The sequence below is a fragment of the Paraburkholderia monticola genome, from assembly GCF_001580545.1.
Taxonomy (GTDB): domain Bacteria; phylum Pseudomonadota; class Gammaproteobacteria; order Burkholderiales; family Burkholderiaceae; genus Paraburkholderia; species Paraburkholderia monticola.
The window spans coordinates 416,026-435,996 of the sequence record NZ_LRBG01000004.1 but is presented as its reverse complement, the minus strand read 5'-3'; the positions used below and the strand labels follow the sequence as shown (position 1 = coordinate 435,996).

Here is a 19,971-nt window from a genome sequence, read left to right as displayed (position 1 = left end):
CATGAAGATGGCGTCAGCGCGCGTTTCCCTCCGCGCATCGGCAGTCGCGCTCGCCCTCGCCGGCGCGCTCAGCGCCTGCACCGTCGGCCCCGACTACGTGAAGCCCGCCGCCGTCGCGCCCGCGACCTGGCGCGAACTCGAAGGCACCGGCTGGAAGCCCGCGCAACCCGCCGACACATTCACGCGCGGCGCGTGGTGGCGCATCTACGACGACGCATCGCTCGATGCGCTCGAATCGCAGGTCGCGAGCGCGAACCAGGACGTGCAGGCCGCCGAAGCGCGCTTTCGCGCGTCGCGCGCGACCGTCGCGCAATATCGCTCGCAATTCTTCCCGGTGGTCAGCGCGGGGGCCCAGTATTCGCGCACGCGGACCTCCGAGAACGTGCTGCATAAATCGACGGCCGGTCTCACGCTGAACGACTATCTGGTGCAGCTCGACGCGTCGTGGGAGCCCGACCTGTGGGGCCGCGTGTCGCGCAGCGTCGAGGGCGCGAAGGCCGGCGCGCAGGCGAGCGCCGCCGACGTCGACGCCGTGTTGCTGTCGATGCAGGCCGAACTCGCCACCGACTACTTCGAGCTGCGCGGTCTCGATCAGGAGCGCCAGCTACTCGACGACACGATCAAGGCCTATCAGGAAGCGCTCGAACTGACGCAACATCGCTACGCAGGCGGCATCGCGACCGATGCCGACGTCGCGCAGGCACAAACGCAGCTGAAGACCACCCAGGCGCAGGCGCTCGACCTCGGCGTGCAACGCGCGCAACTCGAACATGCGATCGCGATTCTGATCGGCCAGCCGCCCTCGACCTTCACGCTGCCCGTCGCGCCGCTCGTCGCGGTACCGGTGGTCGCGGCGGCCGGCGTGCCGTCCGGTTTGCTCGAACGGCGTCCCGATATCGCGGCCGCCGAGCGGCACGTCGCCGCGATGAACGCGCAGATCGGCGTGGCCACCGCGGCGTTTTTCCCGAACCTCGTGCTGGCCGTGACGGGCGGGCTCGAGGCGACCAACTACAGCCAGTGGCTGCTCGCGCCCAGCCGGCTGTGGTCGCTCGGGCCGACGCTCGCGGGCACGTTGCTCGACTTCGGCGGCCGCGCGGCCGTCAAGGAACAGGCCCGCGCGCAATACGACGAAAGCGTCGCGCAGTATCGGCAGACGGTGCTGAACGCGTTCGGCCAGGTCGAGGACAACCTCGCCGCGCTGCGCGTGCTCGAACAGGAAGCCACCGCGCAGGACGACGCGGTCGCGGCCGCGCGCCGCGCACTCGCGGTCGTGTCGGACCGCTACCGGAACGGCGCGATCACCTATCTCGACGTGGTCGTCACGCAGACGACCGCGCTCACCAACGAGCGCACCGCGGTCGCGATCGCGCGCCGCCGGATGGCCGCGAGTGTCGCGCTCGTGAAGGCGCTCGGCGGCGGCTGGGACACCACGGCGCTGCCGGGCGTCGATACGCCGGGCGTCGATACGCTCGTGCATCCTTCGGCGCGTTCGGATTCCACAGCCGCGCCGGCGCCGACGCCGGCCAGCGAAGCCGCGACGCACGGTTAGCGCCAGATGGACGCGCGGCGGGCGGCGGGCGGCGGATCACGCGCCGCGTTGCCCGCGCCGCCGGCCCGAAAGGCGTTTTCAGCGTATCCTTAACACCTTTGCGCTTTTCCGTGTGACCCAAGGAGTTCTGTTGTGACCCTGCCGCCGCAATCCCAGCGGACAGCATCTGCCGTTCCCTCCCCCTCCGCAGCCCAGGCTGTTTCCGTCGGCGCCACCGTCGTATCGGACATCCCCTACCTCGAACGCGGCTCGCGCGCGTACTGGCGCGCGAGCGTCGCGCTGCTGTTCGCCGGCTATGCGACGTTCTCGCTGCTCTACTGTGTGCAGCCGCTGCTGCCGTCGTTTTCCGAGGCGTTCAACGTGACGCCTGCGCAAAGCAGTCTGTCGCTGTCGCTATCGACCGCGGCGCTCGCACTCGCGATTTTCATCGCCGGGTTCGTCTCCGAAGGCTGGAGCCGGCACAAGCTGATGACGCTTTCGCTGACCGTGTCGGCGGTGCTGACGATCGGTGTGTCGGTAGCGCCGCACTGGCATCAGTTGCTCGTGTTGCGCACGCTCGAAGGACTCGCGCTCGGCGGCGTGCCGGCCGTCGCGATGGCCTATCTCGCCGAGGAGGTGCATCCCGACGGCCTCGGCCTAGCGATGGGCTTGTACGTCGGCGGCACGGCGATCGGCGGCATGGCCGGACGGGTGATCACCGGCGTGGTCGCGGACCTGTTTTCGTGGCGCGTCGCAATCGGCACGATCGGCGTGCTCGGCCTGCTGTCGATGCTCGCGTTCCGCGCGCTGCTGCCGCCATCACGCCATTTCGTGCCGCGCCGCGGGCTCGGCTTCGCGCATCACCGCAAGCTGCTGCTGCGGCAGTTCACGCGACCGGGCCTGCCGCTGCTGTTCCTGCTCGGCTTCGTGCTGATGGGCAGCTTCGTCACGCTGTACAACTACATCGGCTACCGGCTGCTCGCGCCGCCGTATCGGCTGAATCAGACCGAGATCGGCGCGATTTTCATCGTCTATCTGGTCGGCGTGGTCGCGTCGCCGTGGTCCGGACGCATGGCCGATACGTTCGGCCGCGCGCGCGTGCTGCTCGCGAGCCTGCTGCTGATGGTGATCGGCCTCGCGCTGACGATGCTGCATCCGCTCGCGGCGATCGCGACCGGTATCGCATGCGTGACGTTCGGGTTCTTTGCCGGGCACTCGGTCGCGAGCGGCTGGGTTGGGCGTCTGGCGAAAGACGCCAAGGGCCAGGCTGCGGCGCTCTATCTGCTCGCGTACTACATCGGCTCGAGTCTGATCGGCTCGTACGGGGGCCATGTCTGGGCCAGCCATGGCTGGAACGGGGTCGTCGGACTGGTCGGTGCGTTGCTCGTGATCGGGCTGATCGCGGCGATGCGCCTGCGCGCACGCGAATAGCGCGGCGGCTCGCTCGCGCTGCCCGGTTCGAGGGTCGCGAGCGGCACGCTCTTACGCATCCCGCATGGATTGCCGGCAAAACGAAAGGCTCGCGTAAGCAGGCGTTTCCTGTTTCCGACCACAGTTGCTGCGCCGCGCCAATCGCCGTATGCCCCGCCGCGCCGGGGTTCAGCAGCTTGCGAATAAGCGCCTGCGAGCGATGTCCTGTCGGCGCGTCGCTCCATCTGTCTCCTATACTCGATTCGTGCGCGGGCGCTGCATGATTTCGCAGCCACCGCCTCTGCCGGAACGACACAGCAACCATCCCGCATGGGAGGAGACGAAGATGACGTACTTTACGATCGCCGATTTCATCCTGGTCATTCCGATGGCGTTGGCGGGCGCGCTATTCGTCGGCGCGCTGCCCTGCAAGACCGAACTGCGACACAACGCGCTGCGAGTGCTCGGCGCGTTGATCGGTGTGATGTGCGCGGTGGCGCTGGTCGAGGGTCTGCCGGCGCTCGTGTAGCGGCGCGGCGGAGTACCAACTAAAAAAGCCGCACGCTGGAGCGTGCGGCTTTTTCTTTCGCCTGTCCGCCAGATGCGCGGACGCAATATCACGCGATCAGATCGCCTGATCCGTCGACGGCTTTTCCCACAGGTTGATCCCGCCTTCGGTCGCAAAGCGATCGATCTCGGCGAGTTCGTCGGCCGAGAACGCGAGGTTCTTCAGCGCGCCGACGTTCTCGCGCACCTGCTCCGCGCGGCTCGCGCCGATCAGCACCGAGGTCACGCGCGTGTCGCGCAACGCCCACGCGAGCGCCATCTGCGCGAGACTCTGGCCACGTCGTTGCGCGATGTCGTTCAGCTTCCGCACGTGCTCGATATTCTGCGGGCTCAGATGCTCGTCTTTCAGCGAACCGCCGCCCGGCTTGTTGACGCGCGCATCGGCCGGCACGCCGTTCAGGTACTTGCCGGTCAATAGCCCCTGCGCGAGCGGCGTGAAAGCGATCGCGCCGGCGCCGACTTCGTCGAGCGTGTCGAGCAGGTCGTGCTCGATCCAACGGTTCAGCATGTTGTACGACGGCTGATGGATCAGCAGCGGCACCTTGTATTCGGCGAGCAGCTTCGTCATTTCAAGCGTCTTCGCCGACGAGTAGGACGAAATGCCGATGTAGAGCGCCTTGCCCTGCTGCACCGCGCTGGCCAATGCGCCCGCGGTTTCCTCGAGCGGCGTGTGCGCGTCGAAACGATGCGAATAGAAAATGTCGACGTAATCGAGGCCCATGCGCTTCAGGCTCTGATCGAGGCTCGCGAGCACGTACTTGCGCGAACCGCCGCCCTGGCCGTACGGGCCCGGCCACATATCCCAGCCGGCCTTCGACGAAATCAGCAGTTCGTCGCGATACGGTTTGAAATCGTCCTTGAACAGACGCCCGAAATTGGTTTCCGCGCTGCCATACGGCGGGCCGTAGTTGTTCGCCAGATCGAAGTGCGTGATGCCGAGGTCGAAGGCCGTGCGCAGGATGTCACGCTGCGTCGAGATCGGCGTGGTGTCGCCGAAGTTGTGCCACAGGCCGAGCGACAGCGCCGGCAGTTTGAGACCCGACTTGCCGCAGACGCGGTATTGCATGTCCGAATAGCGTTCTGAAGCTGCTTCGTAAGCCATTGCTAGTGTCCTTGTCGATGAGATCGCCCGACGATTGCGGGCTTGAGGATTCGCGCGTGAGGAGAGGCGTGCTGCTCGGCAGATGTGTTGTTGTGGTGCGGCCAGACCGCTATGTTAGCCAATCGACGCCGCCCTTGCAGGCACCCAGTATGCGGGATGGACGGGCCAGCAAGGCTCACCTACACTCTGGCCGGTTCAGGTCGATAGGAGGAACAGATGACGAAAGCGATTTCGATCGCGCTGATTGTCGGCGGTATCGTGCTGCTGTATTTCGGCGGGCAGGCGTTCAATTCGGTCAGCAGCGACGTGTCGCGCTTCTTTACCGGTTCGCCGAGCAACAAGGCGATCGTGCTGATCGTCGCGGGTGTGGTGGCGACACTCGCCGGGCTGACGGGGGTCGCGTTGTCGGGGCGCAGGCGCTGAGCGTTAGCGCGAGGCCCACGACGCAACAACCTAGAACGCGATCTCGGGCTTCGCAGCCGAGCGCGTGCCGGGTAGCGGCACGTTGCTCGCACCGTGATAGGTGAACACCAGCGAGAACTTCACCTCATCGCTGAGATTCTTGCCGGCCGAGTGCAGCGTGTTGCAGTGGAAGAACACGACGTCGCCGGTTTTCAGCTCGGGCGACACCGCGGTGCGAATCGCGGCCTCGTTCTCCGCGAGATCCGTGCGGAAAAATTTCGCTTCGTCGAAACGCTCGGACGTGAATGCGGCGCCGTGCGAATTCGGCACGAACCACAAGGCGCCGTTATCGACAGTTTCAGGACCGACCGCGAGCCATACCGAAACCAGATCGTCGCGCTCGAACGACCAGTAGCGCACATCGCGATGCCAGCCGGTCAGGCTGCCGTAGGCGGGGTGCTTGGTCATCATGCAGTTGTGATGCGCGCGCGACAGGCGTGGCTCCTCGCCGAAATACAGTTCCATCCAGCCGCGGATCTCGGGGGCGGTCGCCCATTGCGCGAACGCCGGATGACGCCCATACGCGTCGAGCAGGCGTCGCACCGTATGTCCGCCAGGCGCGTCCTTCGATGACGGCGCGCCTGGATACTGCAGATCCGCTTCGAATTCGATCGGCGCCGCCGCTTCCTGCAGCTGGCGTTGCGCGATCCGCCTCAGCTCGTCGCAACGCTCGGGCGACACGAGTCCTGGCACCACGACAAAACCCTGCTCCCGCAACGTTTGAATCTGCTCTTTCTTCGAATGGAGTGACATGGTGTTCCGTTACCGTCGACTAACTGATGTTCGATTGTAAAACGGGCGCGATCGGGGTGCGTTGTTTCGCGACGGGCGGCTTCGCGTTCTGCTCATGTTTTGCCCCGGTCGGTCCCCACACCGCCCGGCGCGCCGATGCACCGGTTTCAGGCGCGCGCTGCGTTAGCGTCGCACTTTCGCTGGGCAAACGCGCACGCAAATCGCCCTCAAGCGGGAGAGATCACGCGAATCTCCGCGGCGATTCGATCAGGAGGAACACCTGGCTCGCAGGGTATAACCGACTTTCTGACGTCACGGTTCCCGTGTAGCCTGCGCACATGTCGATCGTCGCTTACGCACTTTTCTGTTGTGCGCGGGCCGTCAGGGCTCGATCCGCCGCTTTCTCCGCGTTCTATCTTCGCTGCGCCGTGCGCCGTGATTCGCGTCGTGGACTCCCGCGCCACGATCCGCACCGAATTTCCCGCTTTCAGGCCGTCCATCGCAACCCCGTCATTGGCACATATGGTGCTCTTTGTCCGTGCACATCCGATGCACGCGCCGACGTGCGGTACATTGCCTAATCGTGAAGCCATGCATACTCTTTTGAGCACCCGTCTTACCCGCGCCGCGCTGAAAGCGGCGCGTCCCGCGCGCCGTCATATGATGCGAGCGCTGCGCCACCATGCCGCCCGCACGCGTGCGCTCGGCGAACAGTGGCGCGACACGAAGGCCGTTGACGGCATTCGCACCTGGTTCCAAACGTTCTTCCTGGCGCTGCGCCAGCAAAGCGGCACGCGCCGTCTGTCGCTGCGCACGCTGCTGCGCAAACCCACGCCGTTGCGCCTCGCGGTCGCGAAACGCGCGCCGGCAGAGCACACGCCTACGAGCCGCAGGCCGCGTCGGCTGTCGACGAGCAGCAGCGGGTGGTTCGGGTTCGTCTTTGCGAGCCGGTGACATTGCCGTGTCGGTGAATCACGCACGCAGCGGCTAGACCGCTGCGCGGCTGCCTGTTCACCGCAGGGCTTGCAGTACCGCCCAAGTTCTAGCGCACCACCGCCAACGCATCGTCGCGCCATCGACAGACAAAGAAAAAACCCCGCCCGGCTCACGCCGGCGGGGTTTTTTGCCATCAGGCCGCTATCGGTTCTCGCTTATTCGGCGAGCGCCGCGACCGGCTCGGTACCAGCCGCTTCGGCGAGTGCGAGCGCCTTGTCGGTGGCTTCCCACGTGAATTCCGGCTCTTCGCGGCCGAAGTGACCGTAAGCCGCACTCTTCTCGTAGATCGGGCGCAGCAGGTCGAGCATCTGGATGATGCCCTTCGGACGCAGGTCGAAATGCTGACGCACGAGTTCCGTGATCGTCGCATCCGACACGCGGCCCGTGCCGAACGTGTTGACCATCACCGAGGTCGGCTGGGCGACGCCAATGGCGTACGAGACCTGGATCAGGCAGCGTGACGCGAGGCCTGCGGCCACGATGTTCTTCGCGACGTAACGGCCAGCGTAGGCTGCCGAGCGGTCGACCTTCGACGGATCCTTGCCCGAGAACGCGCCGCCGCCGTGCGGCGCCGCGCCGCCGTACGTATCGACGATGATCTTGCGGCCCGTAAGACCGCAATCGCCCTGCGGACCACCGATCACGAAGCGACCCGTGGGGTTCACGAGGAACTTGATGTCGCCCTTGATCAGCTCGGCCGGCAGCGTCGGCTTGATCACTTCCTCGATCACCGCTTCGCGCAGCGTGGCGAGGTCGATGTCCGGCGAATGCTGGGTGGACAGCACGACGGTATCGATCGAATACGGCTTGCCGTCGACGTAGCGCACCGTGACCTGCGATTTCGCATCCGGACGCAGCCAAGGCAGACGGCCGTCGCGGCGCAGATTCGCCTGACGCTCGACGAGCCGGTGCGACAGGTGGATCGGCAGCGGCATCAGTTCCGGCGTTTCCTCGCAGGCGTAACCGAACATCAGGCCCTGGTCGCCCGCGCCCTGGTCGAGGTTGTTGTCATGCGCGCGGTCCACGCCCTGGGCGATGTCCGGCGACTGCTTGTCGTACGCGACGAGCACCGCGCAGCCGCGGTAGTCGATGCCGTAGTCGGTGTTGTCGTAGCCGATGCGCTTGATCGTGTTGCGCGCGATCTGGATGTAGTCAACGTTTGCGGTCGTGGTGATTTCACCGGCCAGCACGACGAGACCCGTGTTGCACAGCGTTTCGGCCGCGACACGCGAGTACTTGTCTTGAGCCAGGATGGCGTCGAGGATCGCGTCCGAGATCTGGTCCGCGACTTTGTCGGGATGGCCTTCGGAAACGGATTCGGAAGTGAAGAGATAGTCGTTTGCCACGTTGCAGACTCCTGTTTAGTGGGTATGGTTGCGTTCCACGTAGCCGACTTCGGGAGTCTGAAGCGGCGACGCTTTAGCGGATTACATGACCGGTGGACGCAAACCCATGGAAACCATGGACCGCACCCGCCGGCTTCGCCCCGCAAGTTGTCTATTAACTCGGCGAAGCCCTTATTATAGCGACTTCCCCTGAATGTCACAGAGTCCAAACGAGTGCGGTATCACGTCAATTTTTCCGCTGCCCAGAATTTCGCCCCCAGCGGGGCCGTGCGCCCGGAGGCTGCATGCTGAGTCGCTACGGCGCGAAGCTCGCGATCGGGCTGCTCAAACTCTTTGCCTTGTTGCCCTATGGTTTCGTCGCCCGTCTCGGTGACGGCCTCGGCTGGCTGCTCTACCAGGTCCCGAGCCGGCGCAAGCGCATCGTTCATACGAATCTGAAGCTGTGCTTCCCCGAGTGGAGCGACGAACGTCGCGAGGACGTCGCGCAGAAGCATTTCCGTCACGCGATCCGCAGCTATCTGGAGCGCAGCGTGCAGTGGTTTGGCTCGGCGAAGAAGCTCGAGAAGCTGATCCAGCTCGACAGCGCGATCGACCTGACGGACCCGAACCTGCCGCCCACCCTGTTTCTCGGCCTTCATTTCGTCGGCATCGAGGCTGGCTCGATCTTTCTGAACTATTCGCTCAAGCGCCGGTGCGGCTCGCTCTATCAGCCGATGTCGAATCAGGAGCTCGAGGAAGTCGCGAAAGCGGCGCGCGCGCGTTTCGGCGCGGACATGGCGAGCCGCGCGGACAGCGCACGCGTCGTGCTGCGCTGGCTGCGTGAACGCAAACCGGTGATGCTCGGCGCTGACATGGACTATGGCGCGCGCAATTCGACGTTCGTGCCGTTCTTCGGGATACCGACCTGCACGCTGACTGCGGTCGGCCGTCTCGCGAAGGTCGGGCACGCGCAGGTCGTGCCGTTCATCGGCGAAGTGCTGCCGAACTACAAGGGGTACCGGCTCAAGGTCTTCAAGCCCTGGGACAACTACCCGACCGGCGACGATGACGCTGACGCGCGACGCATGAACGAGTTTCTCGAAGAGCAGATTCCGTTGATGCCCGAGCAGTATTACTGGGTGCACAAGCGCTTCAAGACCCGGCCGCCGGGGGTGCCGGGGGTGTATTGACAATCAGTGCGATGTGCCAACGTGTATCATCTCCTATTGGTCCAACGCGGCTCGAACGGGTGACTCACCCAGCGGCCGCCGACACCAGGATTCCGGCTTCGCCCGCACACGGGAAGCCCTACGCAGCAACGAATACACGGAAAACGTGAAGCTCAAGTTCACCAAAATGCACGGCGCCGGCAACGACTTCGTCGTGCTCGACGGCTACACCCAACCGGTCAGCCTGACCACGGCGCAGGTGCGCGCGCTCGCGAATCGCCATTTCGGCGTCGGCGCCGACCAGTTGCTGCTGGTCGAAAAGCCGACCGTCGACGGCGTCGATTTCAGATACCGCATCTTCAACTGCGACGGCGGCGAGGTCGAGCACTGCGGCAACGGCGCGCGCTGCTTCGTCAAGTTCGTGCGCGAGCGCGGCCTCACCGACCAGCGCAGCGTGCATGTACAGGTGCAAAAAGGCACGATCACGCTGACGATGCAGGACAACGGCGAAGTGATCGTCGACATGGGCGCACCGGTGTTCGATCCCGAGCACGTACCGTTCGCGACCAAGGGCCTGCAAGGCCGCCGCGAAGGCACGGACACGCTCTGGCCGCTCGACGTGAACGGCACGACGCGCTGGATCTCGGCGGTGTCGATGGGCAATCCGCACGCGGTGCAGGTCGTCGACGATGCCGAAGCGTTCCCGGTGCTGGTCGAAGGCCCGGCGATCGAGCGGCACACGCGCTTCCCGCAGCGGGTCAACGCCGGCTTCATGCAGATCGTCAGCCGCAGCGAGATCCGGCTGCGCGTCTACGAACGCGGCGCGGGCGAAACGCTCGCGTGCGGCACCGGCGCCTGCGCGGCGGTCGCCACCGGCATCCGCCGCGGGCTGCTGGACTCGCCGGTGCTCGTGCATACACACGGCGGCGATCTGACCATCACATGGGACAACGCGCAGGCAGGCGCGCCGCTGCTGATGGCCGGACCCGCGACCACCGTCTTCGAAGGCGAGATCGAGTTGGCCGATGAAGTGTCCAGTGCATCGGCAGACTCGTCGCGGCACAATCCGTCCAACCCGGCCGCCGTGGCACCCTCCGTCTAACTCATTGACCGACGCGCCGCCGCGAGGCGGTCATCCGGTAGTCCTCTAGCCGAAACTATGAACGATCGCGAAGTCGCCGAATACCTGCTAGCCAATCCCGAATTCTTCGTCGAACACGCGGAAACGCTCGCGACGATCCGGCTCGCGAACCCGCACGGCAAAGCCGCGGTGTCGCTGCAGGAGCGGCAGATGGAGATGCTGCGCGACAAGAACAAGCATCTCGAGCGACGTCTCGCCGAGCTGCTGCGCTACGGTCACGAGAACGACAGCATCGCGTCGAAATTCAACCGCTGGACCATCCGCGTGATGGCCGAGCGCGATCCGTACGCGCTGCCGCGCACGATCGCGAGCGGACTGCGCGATATCTTCGATGTGCCGCAAGCGGCGCTGCGCGTGTGGGATGTCGCCGAGCCTTATGCGCAAGCCGACTTCGCGCGCCACGTCAGCGAGGAAGTGCGCATTTTCGCGGGCAGCCTGAGCACGCCGTACTGTGGCGCGAACACCGGCTTCGAGGCCGCGCAGTGGCTCGCGCAAGCGGCGAGCGCGTCCAATGCCGCGACCATCACGGCAGCAAGCGCGGCCGACGACCAGGGCGCCGCGGCGAGCGACACGGCGCAAACCACGGAGTCGATCGCGCTGCTCGCGCTGCGCGACCCCGCGGGCACCGAAGACGCACCGACCTTCGGCCTGCTGGTGATGGGCTCGTCCGACCCGCGACGCTTCCACGAAGGCATGGCCACCGATTTCCTCACCCAGATCGGCGCGCTCGCGAGCGCCGCGCTGAGCCGGCTGCTGCCGCGCTGAGCCGCGCCACGCCACCTCGCCGCCTACCGTGACCGCCGCCGACCCGATCGCCGCCTATCTGTCGCATCTCGAGCACGAGCGGCGGCTGTCGGCGCATACGCTGCGCGGCTATACGCATGAGCTGGAAGAACTGAAGCAGCTCGCCAAAGGCCGAGCGCTCGAAAGCCTCACCGCCGTCGACATCCGCGGCGCCGTATCGCGCGCGCATGCGGGCGGCCTCACCGCGCGATCGATCAGTCACCGGCTGTCGGCGTGGCGGGCGTTTTATCGCTGGTTCGCGGGCCGCGTCGAACTGCCGGCCAATCCGGTCGCCGCGGTGCGTGCGCCGAAACAGCCGAAAACGCTGCCGAAGGCGCTGTCTGTCGACGACACCGCGCGCCTGATGGACAGCCCGACCGCCGACTCCCCCGAAGGCCTGCGCGACCACGCGATGCTCGAACTGTTCTACTCGTCGGGCTTGCGCCTCGCCGAGCTGGTCGGCCTCGACGTGCGATTCGCCGACGTCGACGGCCATCGCTCGGCCGGCTGGCTCAAGCTCGATTCAGGCGAAGTCGAAGTGCTCGGCAAAGGCGAGCGGCGCCGCGTCGTGCCGGTGGGCAGCAAGGCGGTCGCAGCGCTCAACGCATGGCTCGCGGTGCGCGACCAGATGGTCCGCCACGACCCACATCCGCTCTTCCTGTCGACGCGCGGCAACCGGCTGTCACCGAACGTCGTGCGCGAGCGCGTGAAGCGCGCGGCGCTCGCGGCCGGCATTCCGGCCAACGTGCATCCGCACGTGCTGCGCCATTCGTTCGCGACGCACGTGCTGCAGTCGAGCGGCGATCTGCGCGCCGTGCAGGAACTGCTCGGCCACGCGAGCATCACCGCCACGCAGGTTTATACCGGGCTCGATTTCCAGCATCTCGCCCACGTCTACGACAGCGCGCATCCTCGCGCCAAGAAACGCAACTGATCACGCGACTGACGCCGCACGCCGCGGCGCGTTGTGTTCGCTCGCACTTTACCGACACCTGATGAATACCGTTACGCTCAAACCGTCGAAAGAAAAATCGCTATTGCGCCGCCATCCGTGGGTCTACGCCAATGCGATCGAGCACGTCGACGGCAAGCCCGCGCCCGGCGCGACCGTGCTCGTGCGCGCGCACGACGGCCGCTTTCTCGCGCGCGCCGCCTACAGTCCGCACTCGCAGATCCGCGCGCGCGTCTGGAGCTTCGACGAAGCCGAGCCGATCGATCACGCGTTCTTCAAGCGCCGCGTGCAGCGCGCGTTCGCGCATCGGCAGGCGATGGTGCGCGACACCGGCGCCGTGCGGCTGATCTTCGGCGAGGCGGACGGACTGCCGGGCCTGATCGTCGATCACTACGTCGCCGAGGACGCGGACCAGCGCAGCCAGCTCGTCTGCCAGTTCATGGCGGCCGGCGTCGAGGCATGGAAGGACGCAATCGTCGCGGCGCTGGTCGGCGCGACGGGTTGCCCGAACGTCTACGAGCGCTCGGACGTGTCGATCCGTCAGAAGGAAGGGCTCGAGCAGATCACCGGCGTGCTCGCGGGCGAGCCGCCGTCGGAGAAGCTGATCGCGAGCGAAAACGGCGTGCGCTATCACGTCGATGTGCGCAACGGTCACAAGACCGGCTTCTATGTCGACCAGCGCGACAACCGCCTGCTCGTGCAGCAGTTCGCGCAGGATCGCGAGGTCCTGAACTGCTTCTGCTACACCGGCGGCTTTTCGCTCGCGGCGCTCAAGGGTGGCGCGAAGCGCGTGGTGTCGGTCGATTCGTCGGGTGAAGCGCTCGCGCTGGCGCAGCAGAACGTCGCGGCCAACGGCTTCGACGCCGAGCGCGCAAGCTGGCTCGACGCCGACGCGTTCAAGACGCTGCGGCGCCTCTACGACGAAGGCGAGCGCTTCGACCTGATCGTGCTCGATCCGCCGAAATTCGCGCCATCGCGCGAGCACGTGGACCGCGCTTCGCGCGCCTACAAGGACATCAATCTGACCGGCCTGAAGCTGCTGCGTCCGGGCGGGCTGCTGTTCACGTACTCGTGCTCGGGCGCGATCGATTCCGAGCTGTTCCAGAAGATCGTGGCGGGCGCGGCCGCCGACGCGCGCGTCGACGCACGCATCCTGAAGCGCCTTGGCGCGGGCGTCGATCATCCGCTGCTGACTGCATTTCCCGAAGGCGAGTATCTGAAGGGGCTGCTGTTGCAAATCGCCTGATCGCCCTTACTTTGGCGGTGATTACACGTGCCGGCGGCGCCCCCTGCGCCCGCCTGGCAAATATGTTTCAATAACCGGCTGGACAGGGCCGCGCGCCATCCGGCTGCGGCGGCCGGCCTAACGCATCTGGCTAGCCCTGCGCTAGCGTTCGATCACGCACCGTTTCACGACTTACAGGCGACCCACATGATCCCAGTCACCATCCTGACCGGCTTTCTCGGCAGCGGCAAAACCACCCTGCTCAAGCGCATCCTGAACGAAAAGCACGGCATGAAGATCGCCGTCATCGAGAACGAGTTCGGCGAAGAAAACATCGACAACGAGATCCTCGTGCAGGACACGAGCGAGCAGATCATCCAGATGAGCAACGGCTGCATCTGCTGCACGATTCGCGGCGACCTGTCGCGTGTGCTCAACGATCTGGCCGCGAAGAAGCAGGCGGGCGAAGTGGACTTCGACCGCGTCGTGATCGAAACCACCGGCCTCGCCAATCCGGGCCCGGTCGCGCAGACCTTCTTCATGGACGACCAGATCGCGAGCGAATTCCTGCTCGACGCGATCATCACGCTGGTCGACGCCAAGCACGCGAACCATCAGCTCGACGAGCACGAAGTGGTGCAACGCCAGGTCGGTTTCGCGGACCGGCTGTTCATCACGAAGGCCGATCTGGTCGACGAGCAGCACGTGGCCGATCTGCGCCACCGTCTGCTGCACATGAACCCGAAGGCGGCGATCAAGGTCGTCAATTTCGGCGAAGCGGACATCAAGGAAATCTTCGATCTGCGCGGCTTCAACCTGAACTCGAAGCTCGAAATCGATCCGGACTTCCTGGCCGAAGACGAACACGCGCACAGCCACGCGCATGCGCACGACGAGCACGGCCACACGCACGACGACCACGATCACGCCGACTGCGATCACGACCATGGCCATTGCGATCACGAAGGCCACGATCACGGGCATCACCACCATGCGCATCACGACGACAAGATCAAGTCGTTCGTCTACCGCAGCGATCGTCCGTTCGATCCGAACAAGCTCGAAGACTTCCTCGGCGGCATTCTGCAGATCTACGGCGAGCACCTGCTGCGCTACAAGGGTGTGCTGTACATGAAGGGCGTCGATCGCAAGGTCGTGTTCCAGGGCGTGCATCAAATGATGGGCAGCGACCTCGCCGCGAAATGGCAACCGGCCGAGAAGAAAACCAACAAGATGGTGTTCATCGGCATCGAACTGCCGCGCGACCTGATCACCGACGGTCTGGACGCCTGCCTCGCCTGAGCGGGCTAGCGCATGCCGCACACATCGCGGCATGCGCTGTGCTACTGCAGTTGCACGGAACGGCCGCCGCCGGCTGCGCGGGCGTGAATCATCTGCTGAAAATGCGACATCGCGGTCGAAACGCCATTCGAAAGCAGGCCATATGAAAAGCGCGTGAAAACCCTGCTGTATTAAAGCGTGCACGACCATCGCTTTTTGGCTTTGTGCGCGTTATATTTTCGGGATATCGCTGCGCCGCGGGCAGATTTCAGCAGTTGCGGTGTCGGATTGTGATTCAGTTACAATACGTGCCCACTGGAGAATGACAACGAATTGCCCGGTCGCGCGTATCCCGCGACTGGCTTGAAATGGCGCCGGAAAATCTTGTCCGGAGACACGCCGAAAACGCCAGCGGGCATGGCCTGAAAGGTCACGCGCTTGCCGGCGAGCGATGCCTCAGGACCATTTGAGAATCGGTTTCCAGAGGAGTTCGGCCCCGCAGCGGCGTAGCTTGCAACGCCCGGCGTGTGGGCGCCAGGCGCTTCGGCGACACGACAGCCCAACGTTCGTGGCCACCCTGCGCTGCGCGTCCGCGCGACGCGTTTTGCGGGCAATACGAAAGTGCGGGCACTATGTAAGAGTTTTGCCTCACATTGAAGAAGTAAGCCAGATGACGACGAAACGACTCTTGACCGAAGCCGAAATCCTGAAGATGAGCGACAAGGATTACATGAATGAGGATCAGCTCGCCTTCTTCAAGAACAGGCTCGAACAGTTGCAGGCGGACATTCTCCGCAATGCCGGCCAGACGACCGAGAACCTGCGCGAAACGGTCATCGTGCCGGACCCGGCCGATCGCGCGACGATCGAGGAAGAGCATGCGCTCGAACTGCGCACGCGCGACCGCGAGCGCAAGCTGCTGAAGAAGGTTCAGCAATCGATCGCGCGCATCGAGGCGGGCGACTACGGCTGGTGCGAAGAAACCGGCGAGCCGATCGGCATTCCGCGTCTGCTCGCTCGGCCCACGGCTACGCTGTCGCTCGAAGCCCAGGAGCGCCGCGAACTGCGCCAGAAGCTGTTCGGCGACTGATGACCTGCGGCGCGGCTTCGGCTTAGCGCCCGAAAACGCTGCTTCGTCGAGAGGCGCACGGTGAACCGTGCGCCTTTTCTTTTTGCGCGACATCCGCGCAAGCTGCGCCCCTCCTGCCACCCCCACCGCACCTCCCCGCCTCTTTTCTCAGGCTCCCTGAGCGGATTTTCTTTTTCGTCCTATGCGTTTCGGCGGATCTTGATATGACCGCGCGCGCCCTAAAATAGACCGGACATGCGCTCACGAGCGCGCCGGCCGGCGCGCCGTCCGCTAACTGGATCCATGCGGTAGCGCGCAGCGCTGCCGCGTCCTACCCGTTTTGCAAAGAGGAACGCATATGGAGCAATTTCACGGCACGACGATCGTTTCCGTGCGCCGCGGCAACAAGGTCGCACTCGGCGGCGACGGCCAGGTGACGCTCGGCAACATCGTCATGAAAGGCGGCGCGAAGAAGGTCCGGCGCATCTACAACGGCAAGGTGCTGGTCGGCTTCGCCGGCGGCACGGCGGATGCCTTCTCGCTGCTCGACCGCTTCGAGGCGAAGCTGGAAAAACATCAGGGCAATCTGACGCGCGCGGCCGTGGAGCTCGCGAAAGACTGGCGCACCGACCGCATGCTGCGTCGTCTCGAAGCGATGCTGATCGCCGCGGATGCGACCACCACACTCGTCATCACCGGCAACGGCGACGTGCTCGATCCCGAAGGCGGGATCTGCGCGATCGGCTCGGGCGGCGCCTATGCGCAGGCGGCCGCGAAGGCGCTTGCCGACAACACCGAGCTGTCGCCGCGCGAAATCGTGGAGAAGTCGCTGGAAATCGCCGGCGACATGTGCATCTACACGAACCATAACCGCGTCATTGAGACGATCGAGTAAGGACCCATCGATGAGCACCATGACCCCCGCCGAGATCGTCTCCGAACTCGACAAACACATCATCGGCCAAGGCCGCGCGAAGAAAGCCGTGGCCGTCGCGCTGCGCAACCGCTGGCGCCGTCAGCAGGTCGACGACCCCCTGCGCCAGGAAATCACGCCGAAGAACATCCTGATGATCGGACCGACCGGCGTCGGCAAGACCGAAATCGCGCGGCGTCTCGCGAAGCTCGCGGACGCGCCGTTCATCAAGATCGAAGCGACCAAGTTCACCGAAGTCGGCTACGTGGGCCGCGACGTCGACAGCATCGTGCGCGACCTGATCGAAATTTCGGTCAAGCAGACCCGCGAAACCGAAATGCGCAAAGTGCGGACCAAGGCGGGCGATCTGGCCGAAGACCGCATCCTCGACATCCTGCTGCCGACCGCACGGCCGGTCGGCTTCGGTTCGAGCTCGAGCTCGACCGATACCGCCGATGAAGGCAGCACCACGCGTCAGACGTTCCGCAAGCGCCTGCGCGAAGGCCAGCTCGACGACAAGGAAATCGAACTCGACGTGGAGCAGCCGCAGGTCGGCATGGACATCATGGGGCCGCCGGGCATGGAAGACATGACCGAGCAGATCCGCTCGATGTTCGCCAACATCGGCGGCGGCAAGAAGACGCGCCGCAAGATGAAGGTGAAGGAAGCGTTGAAGGTGCTCACCGACGAAGAAGCCGGCAAGATGCTCAACGACGAGGAAGTGAAGGCCAAGGCGGTGCAGAACGTCGAGCAGAACGGCATCGTGTTCCTCGACGAAATCGACAAGATCGCCTCGCGCAACGAAGCGGGCGGCGGCGAGGTGTCGCGTCAGGGCGTGCAGCGCGATCTGCTGCCGCTCGTCGAAGGCACGACGATCAACACCAAGTACGGCATGGTGAAGACCGATCACATCCTGTTCATCGCGAGCGGCGCGTTTCATCTCGCGAAGCCGAGCGATCTGATTCCCGAGCTGCAGGGGCGCTTCCCGATTCGCGTCGAGCTCGATTCGCTGTCGGTCAAAGACTTCGAGTCGATCCTCGTGTCGACGGACGCGAGCCTCGTCAAGCAGTATCAGGCCCTGCTCGCGACCGAAGACGTGCACCTCGAATTCGCCGACGACGGCATCCGCCGTCTCGCCGAGATTGCGTACTCGGTGAACGAGAAGACCGAGAACATCGGCGCGCGCCGCCTGTATACGGTGATCGAAAAGCTGCTCGAGGAAGTGTCGTTCTCGGCGGGCAATCACTCGGGCCGCGCGGTGCAGATCGACGCGGCGTATGTCGATCGCGCGTTGAACGAAGTCGCGGAGGACGAGGATCTGTCGCGCTACGTGCTGTGATCGGCACGGCAATATCACCAGGCACTGATGCCTGAAAAAAACGGGCTGCCTTTGCAAGGGCAGCCCGTTTTGCTTTGTGCCGCTCGGTGCACGACCTACTGCTTCACCGGCCGCTTCGCCAACTTGCGCTGCAAGGTCCGCCGATGCATGTTCAACGCGCGCGCGGTCGCCGAGATATTGCCGCCGTGTTCCGCGAGCACACGCTGGATATGCTCCCATTCGAGCCGAGCCACCGACAGCGGCTGCGGATGCTCGATCGCCTCCTCCGCCTGCAGCGCGCTCGCCTCGCTTTGCAGCGCCGACAGGATCGTCTCGACGTTGGCGGGCTTCGCAAGATAGTTGTCGGCGCCGTCCTTGACCGCCTGCACCGCGGTCGCGATGCTCGCGTAGCCGGTCAGCACGAGCATGCGCGCATCGGGCTGCAGATCGCGCAACGGCGCGACGAGCGTGAGGCCGGAGTCGTTGCCCAGATGCAGGTCCACGGTGATCTCGCTGAACTTCTGCTGGTTCGCGAGCCGGATCGCCTCGTCCGCGTTGTGCGCTTCGCTCACCGTGTAGCCGCGCCGGGTCAAGCCGCGCGCGAGGATGCCGGAGAACACTTCGTCGTCGTCGATCACCAGAAAATTCTTTTCGCTCATGCCTGTTTCTCCGTGTTGGATGGCGCGGCGCCTTGTGGGCTCGCTCCAGAAATCTTGCGCGCGGCGAGCGGCAGCCGAAGCACCGCACGCGTGCCGCGCGGCCTCCCGCCGTTGGCGTCGGTCAGCTCGATCGATCCCTTCAGACGCGCCGCCGCCGAAAATGCCAGGTAAAGGCCGACGCCATGCCCGCCTTGCGTGCTGTCCACCGGCATCGCGCCGAGCGAGCCGCGCAGTGCGGCCGGAATGCCCGGACCGTGGTCACACACTTCGAACACGATCTGGTCGCCACGCGCCGTCAGCGCGCACGACAGCGTCACGTGATCGCGGCTCGCGCGCGCGGCGTTGTCGAGCAGGATCGTGAGTATCTGACCGACGGCCACCGTGTCGTTGAGACTGACTTCGGCGGGCGCTGTGCCGATCCGCTCGAACGTCACGTGCGGATGACGCAGCCGCCACTGCTCGGCGAACGATTCGAGCCATTCGGCGACCGGCTGGCGATTCGTCGTGGTCGTCGCGCGGCTGCGCAACCGCGCCAACGCCGACGTACATAGCGTCATCTGCTGCTCGAGCAACTCGAGATCGGCACGGTAGGGCGCCAGACCCGCGTCGGTACGCGCCGCATCGCGCAATTCTTCGGACAACATCGCGATTGTAGACAGCGGCGTGCCGATTTCGTGAGCCACCGTGGCCGCCTGCACGCCGAGTGCGACCGCCCGTTCGTCCTGAAGCAAGCGTTGCTGCGCTTCGCCAAGCGCCGCGTCACGCAGCCGCAGCGCTCGCGACATGCGCGCGACGAACCATGCAATCAGCCCCACGCTGACCATGAAGTTCACCCACATACCCGAGCGGTAGTAGTCGAACAGATTCGCGGGATTCTCGAGATTGAGCGGAACGGAATCGAAACTGAGCATCGCGTAGCAGGCGACCGCGAATGCCGCGAGCCAGGCCATCAGATACCAAGGCAGCACGGCCGCGGCGATCGCGAGCGACGGCAGGTACAGCGACACGAAAGGATTGGTGGTGCCGCCAGACAGGAACAGCAGCGCCGACAGCGCTCCCAGATCGACCCAGATCTGCCCGAACAGCTCGATGTTGGACTCAGGACGCTGCTGATACACGCGCCACCACGTGAGCGCGTTGAACAGCACTTCGAGCGCGATCACGAGCAACATGGCGGGCAACGGCAGATTCGCGCCGATGAAGATCTGCACGAAGGCGATCGTCAGCAACTGACCGATGATCGCGAGGCTGCGCAGCCAGAACAGATGACCGAGATTGACCCGGCCGGTGTTGGTTATACGTTGCATGATCCTAGTCTAACCGTTCGGACACGCCTCGC

19 protein-coding genes are annotated in these 19,971 nt (G+C 65.1%); 14 read left to right on the top strand and 5 right to left on the bottom strand.

The genetic code is table 11. The features are described 5' to 3' along the window. Nucleotides 1–7 precede the first annotated feature (7 nt). The 3 genes from CI15_RS06845 (at nt 8) to CI15_RS06835 (ending at nt 3,467) form a co-directional block, all read left to right on the top strand. Nucleotides 8–1,549 (top strand): efflux transporter outer membrane subunit, encoded by a 1,542-nt coding sequence (locus tag CI15_RS06845; RefSeq protein ID WP_153041083.1) that lies wholly within the window; start codon nt 8–10, stop codon nt 1,547–1,549. A gap of 132 nt (nt 1,550–1,681) precedes the next feature. After that, on the top strand, nt 1,682–2,959 hold the full coding sequence (locus CI15_RS06840; RefSeq protein WP_062125494.1) for an MFS transporter: 1,278 nt from the start codon (nt 1,682–1,684) through the stop codon (nt 2,957–2,959). A gap of 325 nt (nt 2,960–3,284) precedes the next feature. Next, the gene (locus tag CI15_RS06835; RefSeq protein WP_062125493.1) at nt 3,285–3,467 is read left to right on the top strand and encodes a hypothetical protein; all 183 of its coding nucleotides are present in this window, start codon (nt 3,285–3,287) and stop codon (nt 3,465–3,467) included. 96 nt (nt 3,468–3,563) lie between these two features. On the opposite strand, the gene mgrA is transcribed toward CI15_RS06835, so the two are convergent. After that, the gene (mgrA, locus tag CI15_RS06830) at nt 3,564–4,607 is read right to left on the bottom strand and encodes an L-glyceraldehyde 3-phosphate reductase (protein WP_062125491.1); all 1,044 of its coding nucleotides are present in this window, start codon (nt 4,605–4,607) and stop codon (nt 3,564–3,566) included. A gap of 216 nt (nt 4,608–4,823) precedes the next feature. Between mgrA and CI15_RS06825 the strand changes: the two genes are divergently transcribed. Beyond that, the gene (locus CI15_RS06825) at nt 4,824–5,030 is read left to right on the top strand and encodes a DUF3185 family protein (RefSeq protein ID WP_062125489.1); all 207 of its coding nucleotides are present in this window, start codon (nt 4,824–4,826) and stop codon (nt 5,028–5,030) included. Between the two features lie 30 nt (nt 5,031–5,060). Here the strand turns inward: CI15_RS06825 and CI15_RS06820 are convergent, their stop codons facing one another. Then, nucleotides 5,061–5,822, bottom strand: a complete 762-nt coding sequence (locus tag CI15_RS06820) for a phytanoyl-CoA dioxygenase family protein (RefSeq protein ID WP_062125487.1) — start codon at nt 5,820–5,822, stop codon at nt 5,061–5,063. A 570-nt stretch (nt 5,823–6,392) separates the two neighbouring features. Between CI15_RS06820 and CI15_RS06815 the strand changes: the two genes are divergently transcribed. Beyond that, the gene (locus CI15_RS06815; RefSeq protein ID WP_062125485.1) at nt 6,393–6,755 is read left to right on the top strand and encodes a hypothetical protein; all 363 of its coding nucleotides are present in this window, start codon (nt 6,393–6,395) and stop codon (nt 6,753–6,755) included. Between the two features lie 197 nt (nt 6,756–6,952). Here the strand turns inward: CI15_RS06815 and metK are convergent, their stop codons facing one another. Next, a complete protein-coding gene (gene metK / locus CI15_RS06810) occupies nt 6,953–8,143 on the bottom strand; it encodes a methionine adenosyltransferase (protein WP_062125484.1) in 1,191 nt (396 codons plus the stop codon). Nucleotides 8,144–8,427: 284 nt separating this feature from the next. On the opposite strand from metK, the gene CI15_RS06805 reads away from it, so the two are divergent. The 9 genes from CI15_RS06805 (at nt 8,428) to hslU (ending at nt 17,994) form a co-directional block, all read left to right on the top strand. Next, entirely contained in the window at nt 8,428–9,312 is an 885-nt protein-coding gene (locus CI15_RS06805) for a lipid A biosynthesis lauroyl acyltransferase (RefSeq protein WP_062125482.1), read from the top strand. A 145-nt stretch (nt 9,313–9,457) separates the two neighbouring features. Then, a complete protein-coding gene (gene dapF, locus CI15_RS06800) occupies nt 9,458–10,393 on the top strand; it encodes a diaminopimelate epimerase (RefSeq protein ID WP_062125474.1) in 936 nt (311 codons plus the stop codon). 57 nt (nt 10,394–10,450) lie between these two features. Continuing rightward, nucleotides 10,451–11,197 (top strand): DUF484 family protein, encoded by a 747-nt coding sequence (locus CI15_RS06795; RefSeq protein ID WP_062125472.1) that lies wholly within the window; start codon nt 10,451–10,453, stop codon nt 11,195–11,197. Nucleotides 11,198–11,225: 28 nt separating this feature from the next. Further along, nucleotides 11,226–12,149: a tyrosine recombinase XerC gene (xerC, locus tag CI15_RS06790; protein WP_062125470.1), complete on the top strand. Its 924-nt coding sequence runs from the start codon at nt 11,226–11,228 to the stop codon at nt 12,147–12,149. Nucleotides 12,150–12,210: 61 nt separating this feature from the next. Beyond that, a complete protein-coding gene (locus CI15_RS06785) occupies nt 12,211–13,413 on the top strand; it encodes a class I SAM-dependent rRNA methyltransferase (protein ID WP_062125469.1) in 1,203 nt (400 codons plus the stop codon). A 186-nt stretch (nt 13,414–13,599) separates the two neighbouring features. Then, on the top strand, nt 13,600–14,694 hold the full coding sequence (locus tag CI15_RS06780) for a CobW family GTP-binding protein (protein ID WP_062125468.1): 1,095 nt from the start codon (nt 13,600–13,602) through the stop codon (nt 14,692–14,694). 649 nt (nt 14,695–15,343) lie between these two features. Further along, complete coding sequence (dksA, locus tag CI15_RS06775; RefSeq protein WP_008923580.1) at nt 15,344–15,763, top strand: RNA polymerase-binding protein DksA; 420 nt, start codon at nt 15,344–15,346, stop codon at nt 15,761–15,763. Nucleotides 15,764–16,100: 337 nt separating this feature from the next. Continuing rightward, nucleotides 16,101–16,637, top strand: coding sequence for an ATP-dependent protease subunit HslV (gene hslV / locus CI15_RS06770; protein WP_062125467.1), 537 nt, complete (start codon nt 16,101–16,103; stop codon nt 16,635–16,637). Nucleotides 16,638–16,647: 10 nt separating this feature from the next. Then, on the top strand, nt 16,648–17,994 hold the full coding sequence (gene hslU, locus CI15_RS06765; protein WP_062125466.1) for an ATP-dependent protease ATPase subunit HslU: 1,347 nt from the start codon (nt 16,648–16,650) through the stop codon (nt 17,992–17,994). 95 nt (nt 17,995–18,089) lie between these two features. Here hslU and CI15_RS06760 read toward each other — a convergent pair whose 3' ends face one another. Further along, nucleotides 18,090–18,632, bottom strand: coding sequence for a response regulator transcription factor (locus CI15_RS06760; RefSeq protein WP_062125465.1), 543 nt, complete (start codon nt 18,630–18,632; stop codon nt 18,090–18,092). Then, nucleotides 18,629–19,939, bottom strand: a complete 1,311-nt coding sequence (locus tag CI15_RS06755; protein ID WP_062125462.1) for an ATP-binding protein — start codon at nt 19,937–19,939, stop codon at nt 18,629–18,631. The genes CI15_RS06760 and CI15_RS06755 overlap by 4 nt, the downstream gene beginning before the upstream one ends. Between the last annotated feature and the right edge of the window lie 32 nt (nt 19,940–19,971).

Excerpts from the sequence above, each read along its gene's own strand:
- CI15_RS06845 (WP_153041083.1), top strand. The coding sequence starts at position 8 with ATGGCGTCAGCGCGCGTTTCCCTCCGCGCATCGGCAGTCGCGCTCGCC.
- CI15_RS06835 (WP_062125493.1), top strand. The coding sequence starts at position 3,285 with ATGACGTACTTTACGATCGCCGATTTCATCCTGGTCATTCCGATGGCG.
- mgrA (WP_062125491.1), bottom strand. The coding sequence starts at position 4,607 with ATGGCTTACGAAGCAGCTTCAGAACGCTATTCGGACATGCAATACCGC.
- CI15_RS06825 (WP_062125489.1), top strand. The coding sequence starts at position 4,824 with ATGACGAAAGCGATTTCGATCGCGCTGATTGTCGGCGGTATCGTGCTG.
- CI15_RS06820 (WP_062125487.1), bottom strand. The coding sequence starts at position 5,822 with ATGTCACTCCATTCGAAGAAAGAGCAGATTCAAACGTTGCGGGAGCAG.
- CI15_RS06815 (WP_062125485.1), top strand. The coding sequence starts at position 6,393 with ATGCATACTCTTTTGAGCACCCGTCTTACCCGCGCCGCGCTGAAAGCG.
- CI15_RS06805 (WP_062125482.1), top strand. The coding sequence starts at position 8,428 with ATGCTGAGTCGCTACGGCGCGAAGCTCGCGATCGGGCTGCTCAAACTC.
- CI15_RS06795 (WP_062125472.1), top strand. The coding sequence starts at position 10,451 with ATGAACGATCGCGAAGTCGCCGAATACCTGCTAGCCAATCCCGAATTC.
- CI15_RS06785 (WP_062125469.1), top strand. The coding sequence starts at position 12,211 with ATGAATACCGTTACGCTCAAACCGTCGAAAGAAAAATCGCTATTGCGC.
- CI15_RS06780 (WP_062125468.1), top strand. The coding sequence starts at position 13,600 with ATGATCCCAGTCACCATCCTGACCGGCTTTCTCGGCAGCGGCAAAACC.
- dksA (WP_008923580.1), top strand. The coding sequence starts at position 15,344 with ATGACGACGAAACGACTCTTGACCGAAGCCGAAATCCTGAAGATGAGC.
- hslV (WP_062125467.1), top strand. The coding sequence starts at position 16,101 with ATGGAGCAATTTCACGGCACGACGATCGTTTCCGTGCGCCGCGGCAAC.
- hslU (WP_062125466.1), top strand. The coding sequence starts at position 16,648 with ATGAGCACCATGACCCCCGCCGAGATCGTCTCCGAACTCGACAAACAC.
- CI15_RS06760 (WP_062125465.1), bottom strand. The coding sequence starts at position 18,632 with ATGAGCGAAAAGAATTTTCTGGTGATCGACGACGACGAAGTGTTCTCC.
- CI15_RS06755 (WP_062125462.1), bottom strand. The coding sequence starts at position 19,939 with ATGCAACGTATAACCAACACCGGCCGGGTCAATCTCGGTCATCTGTTC.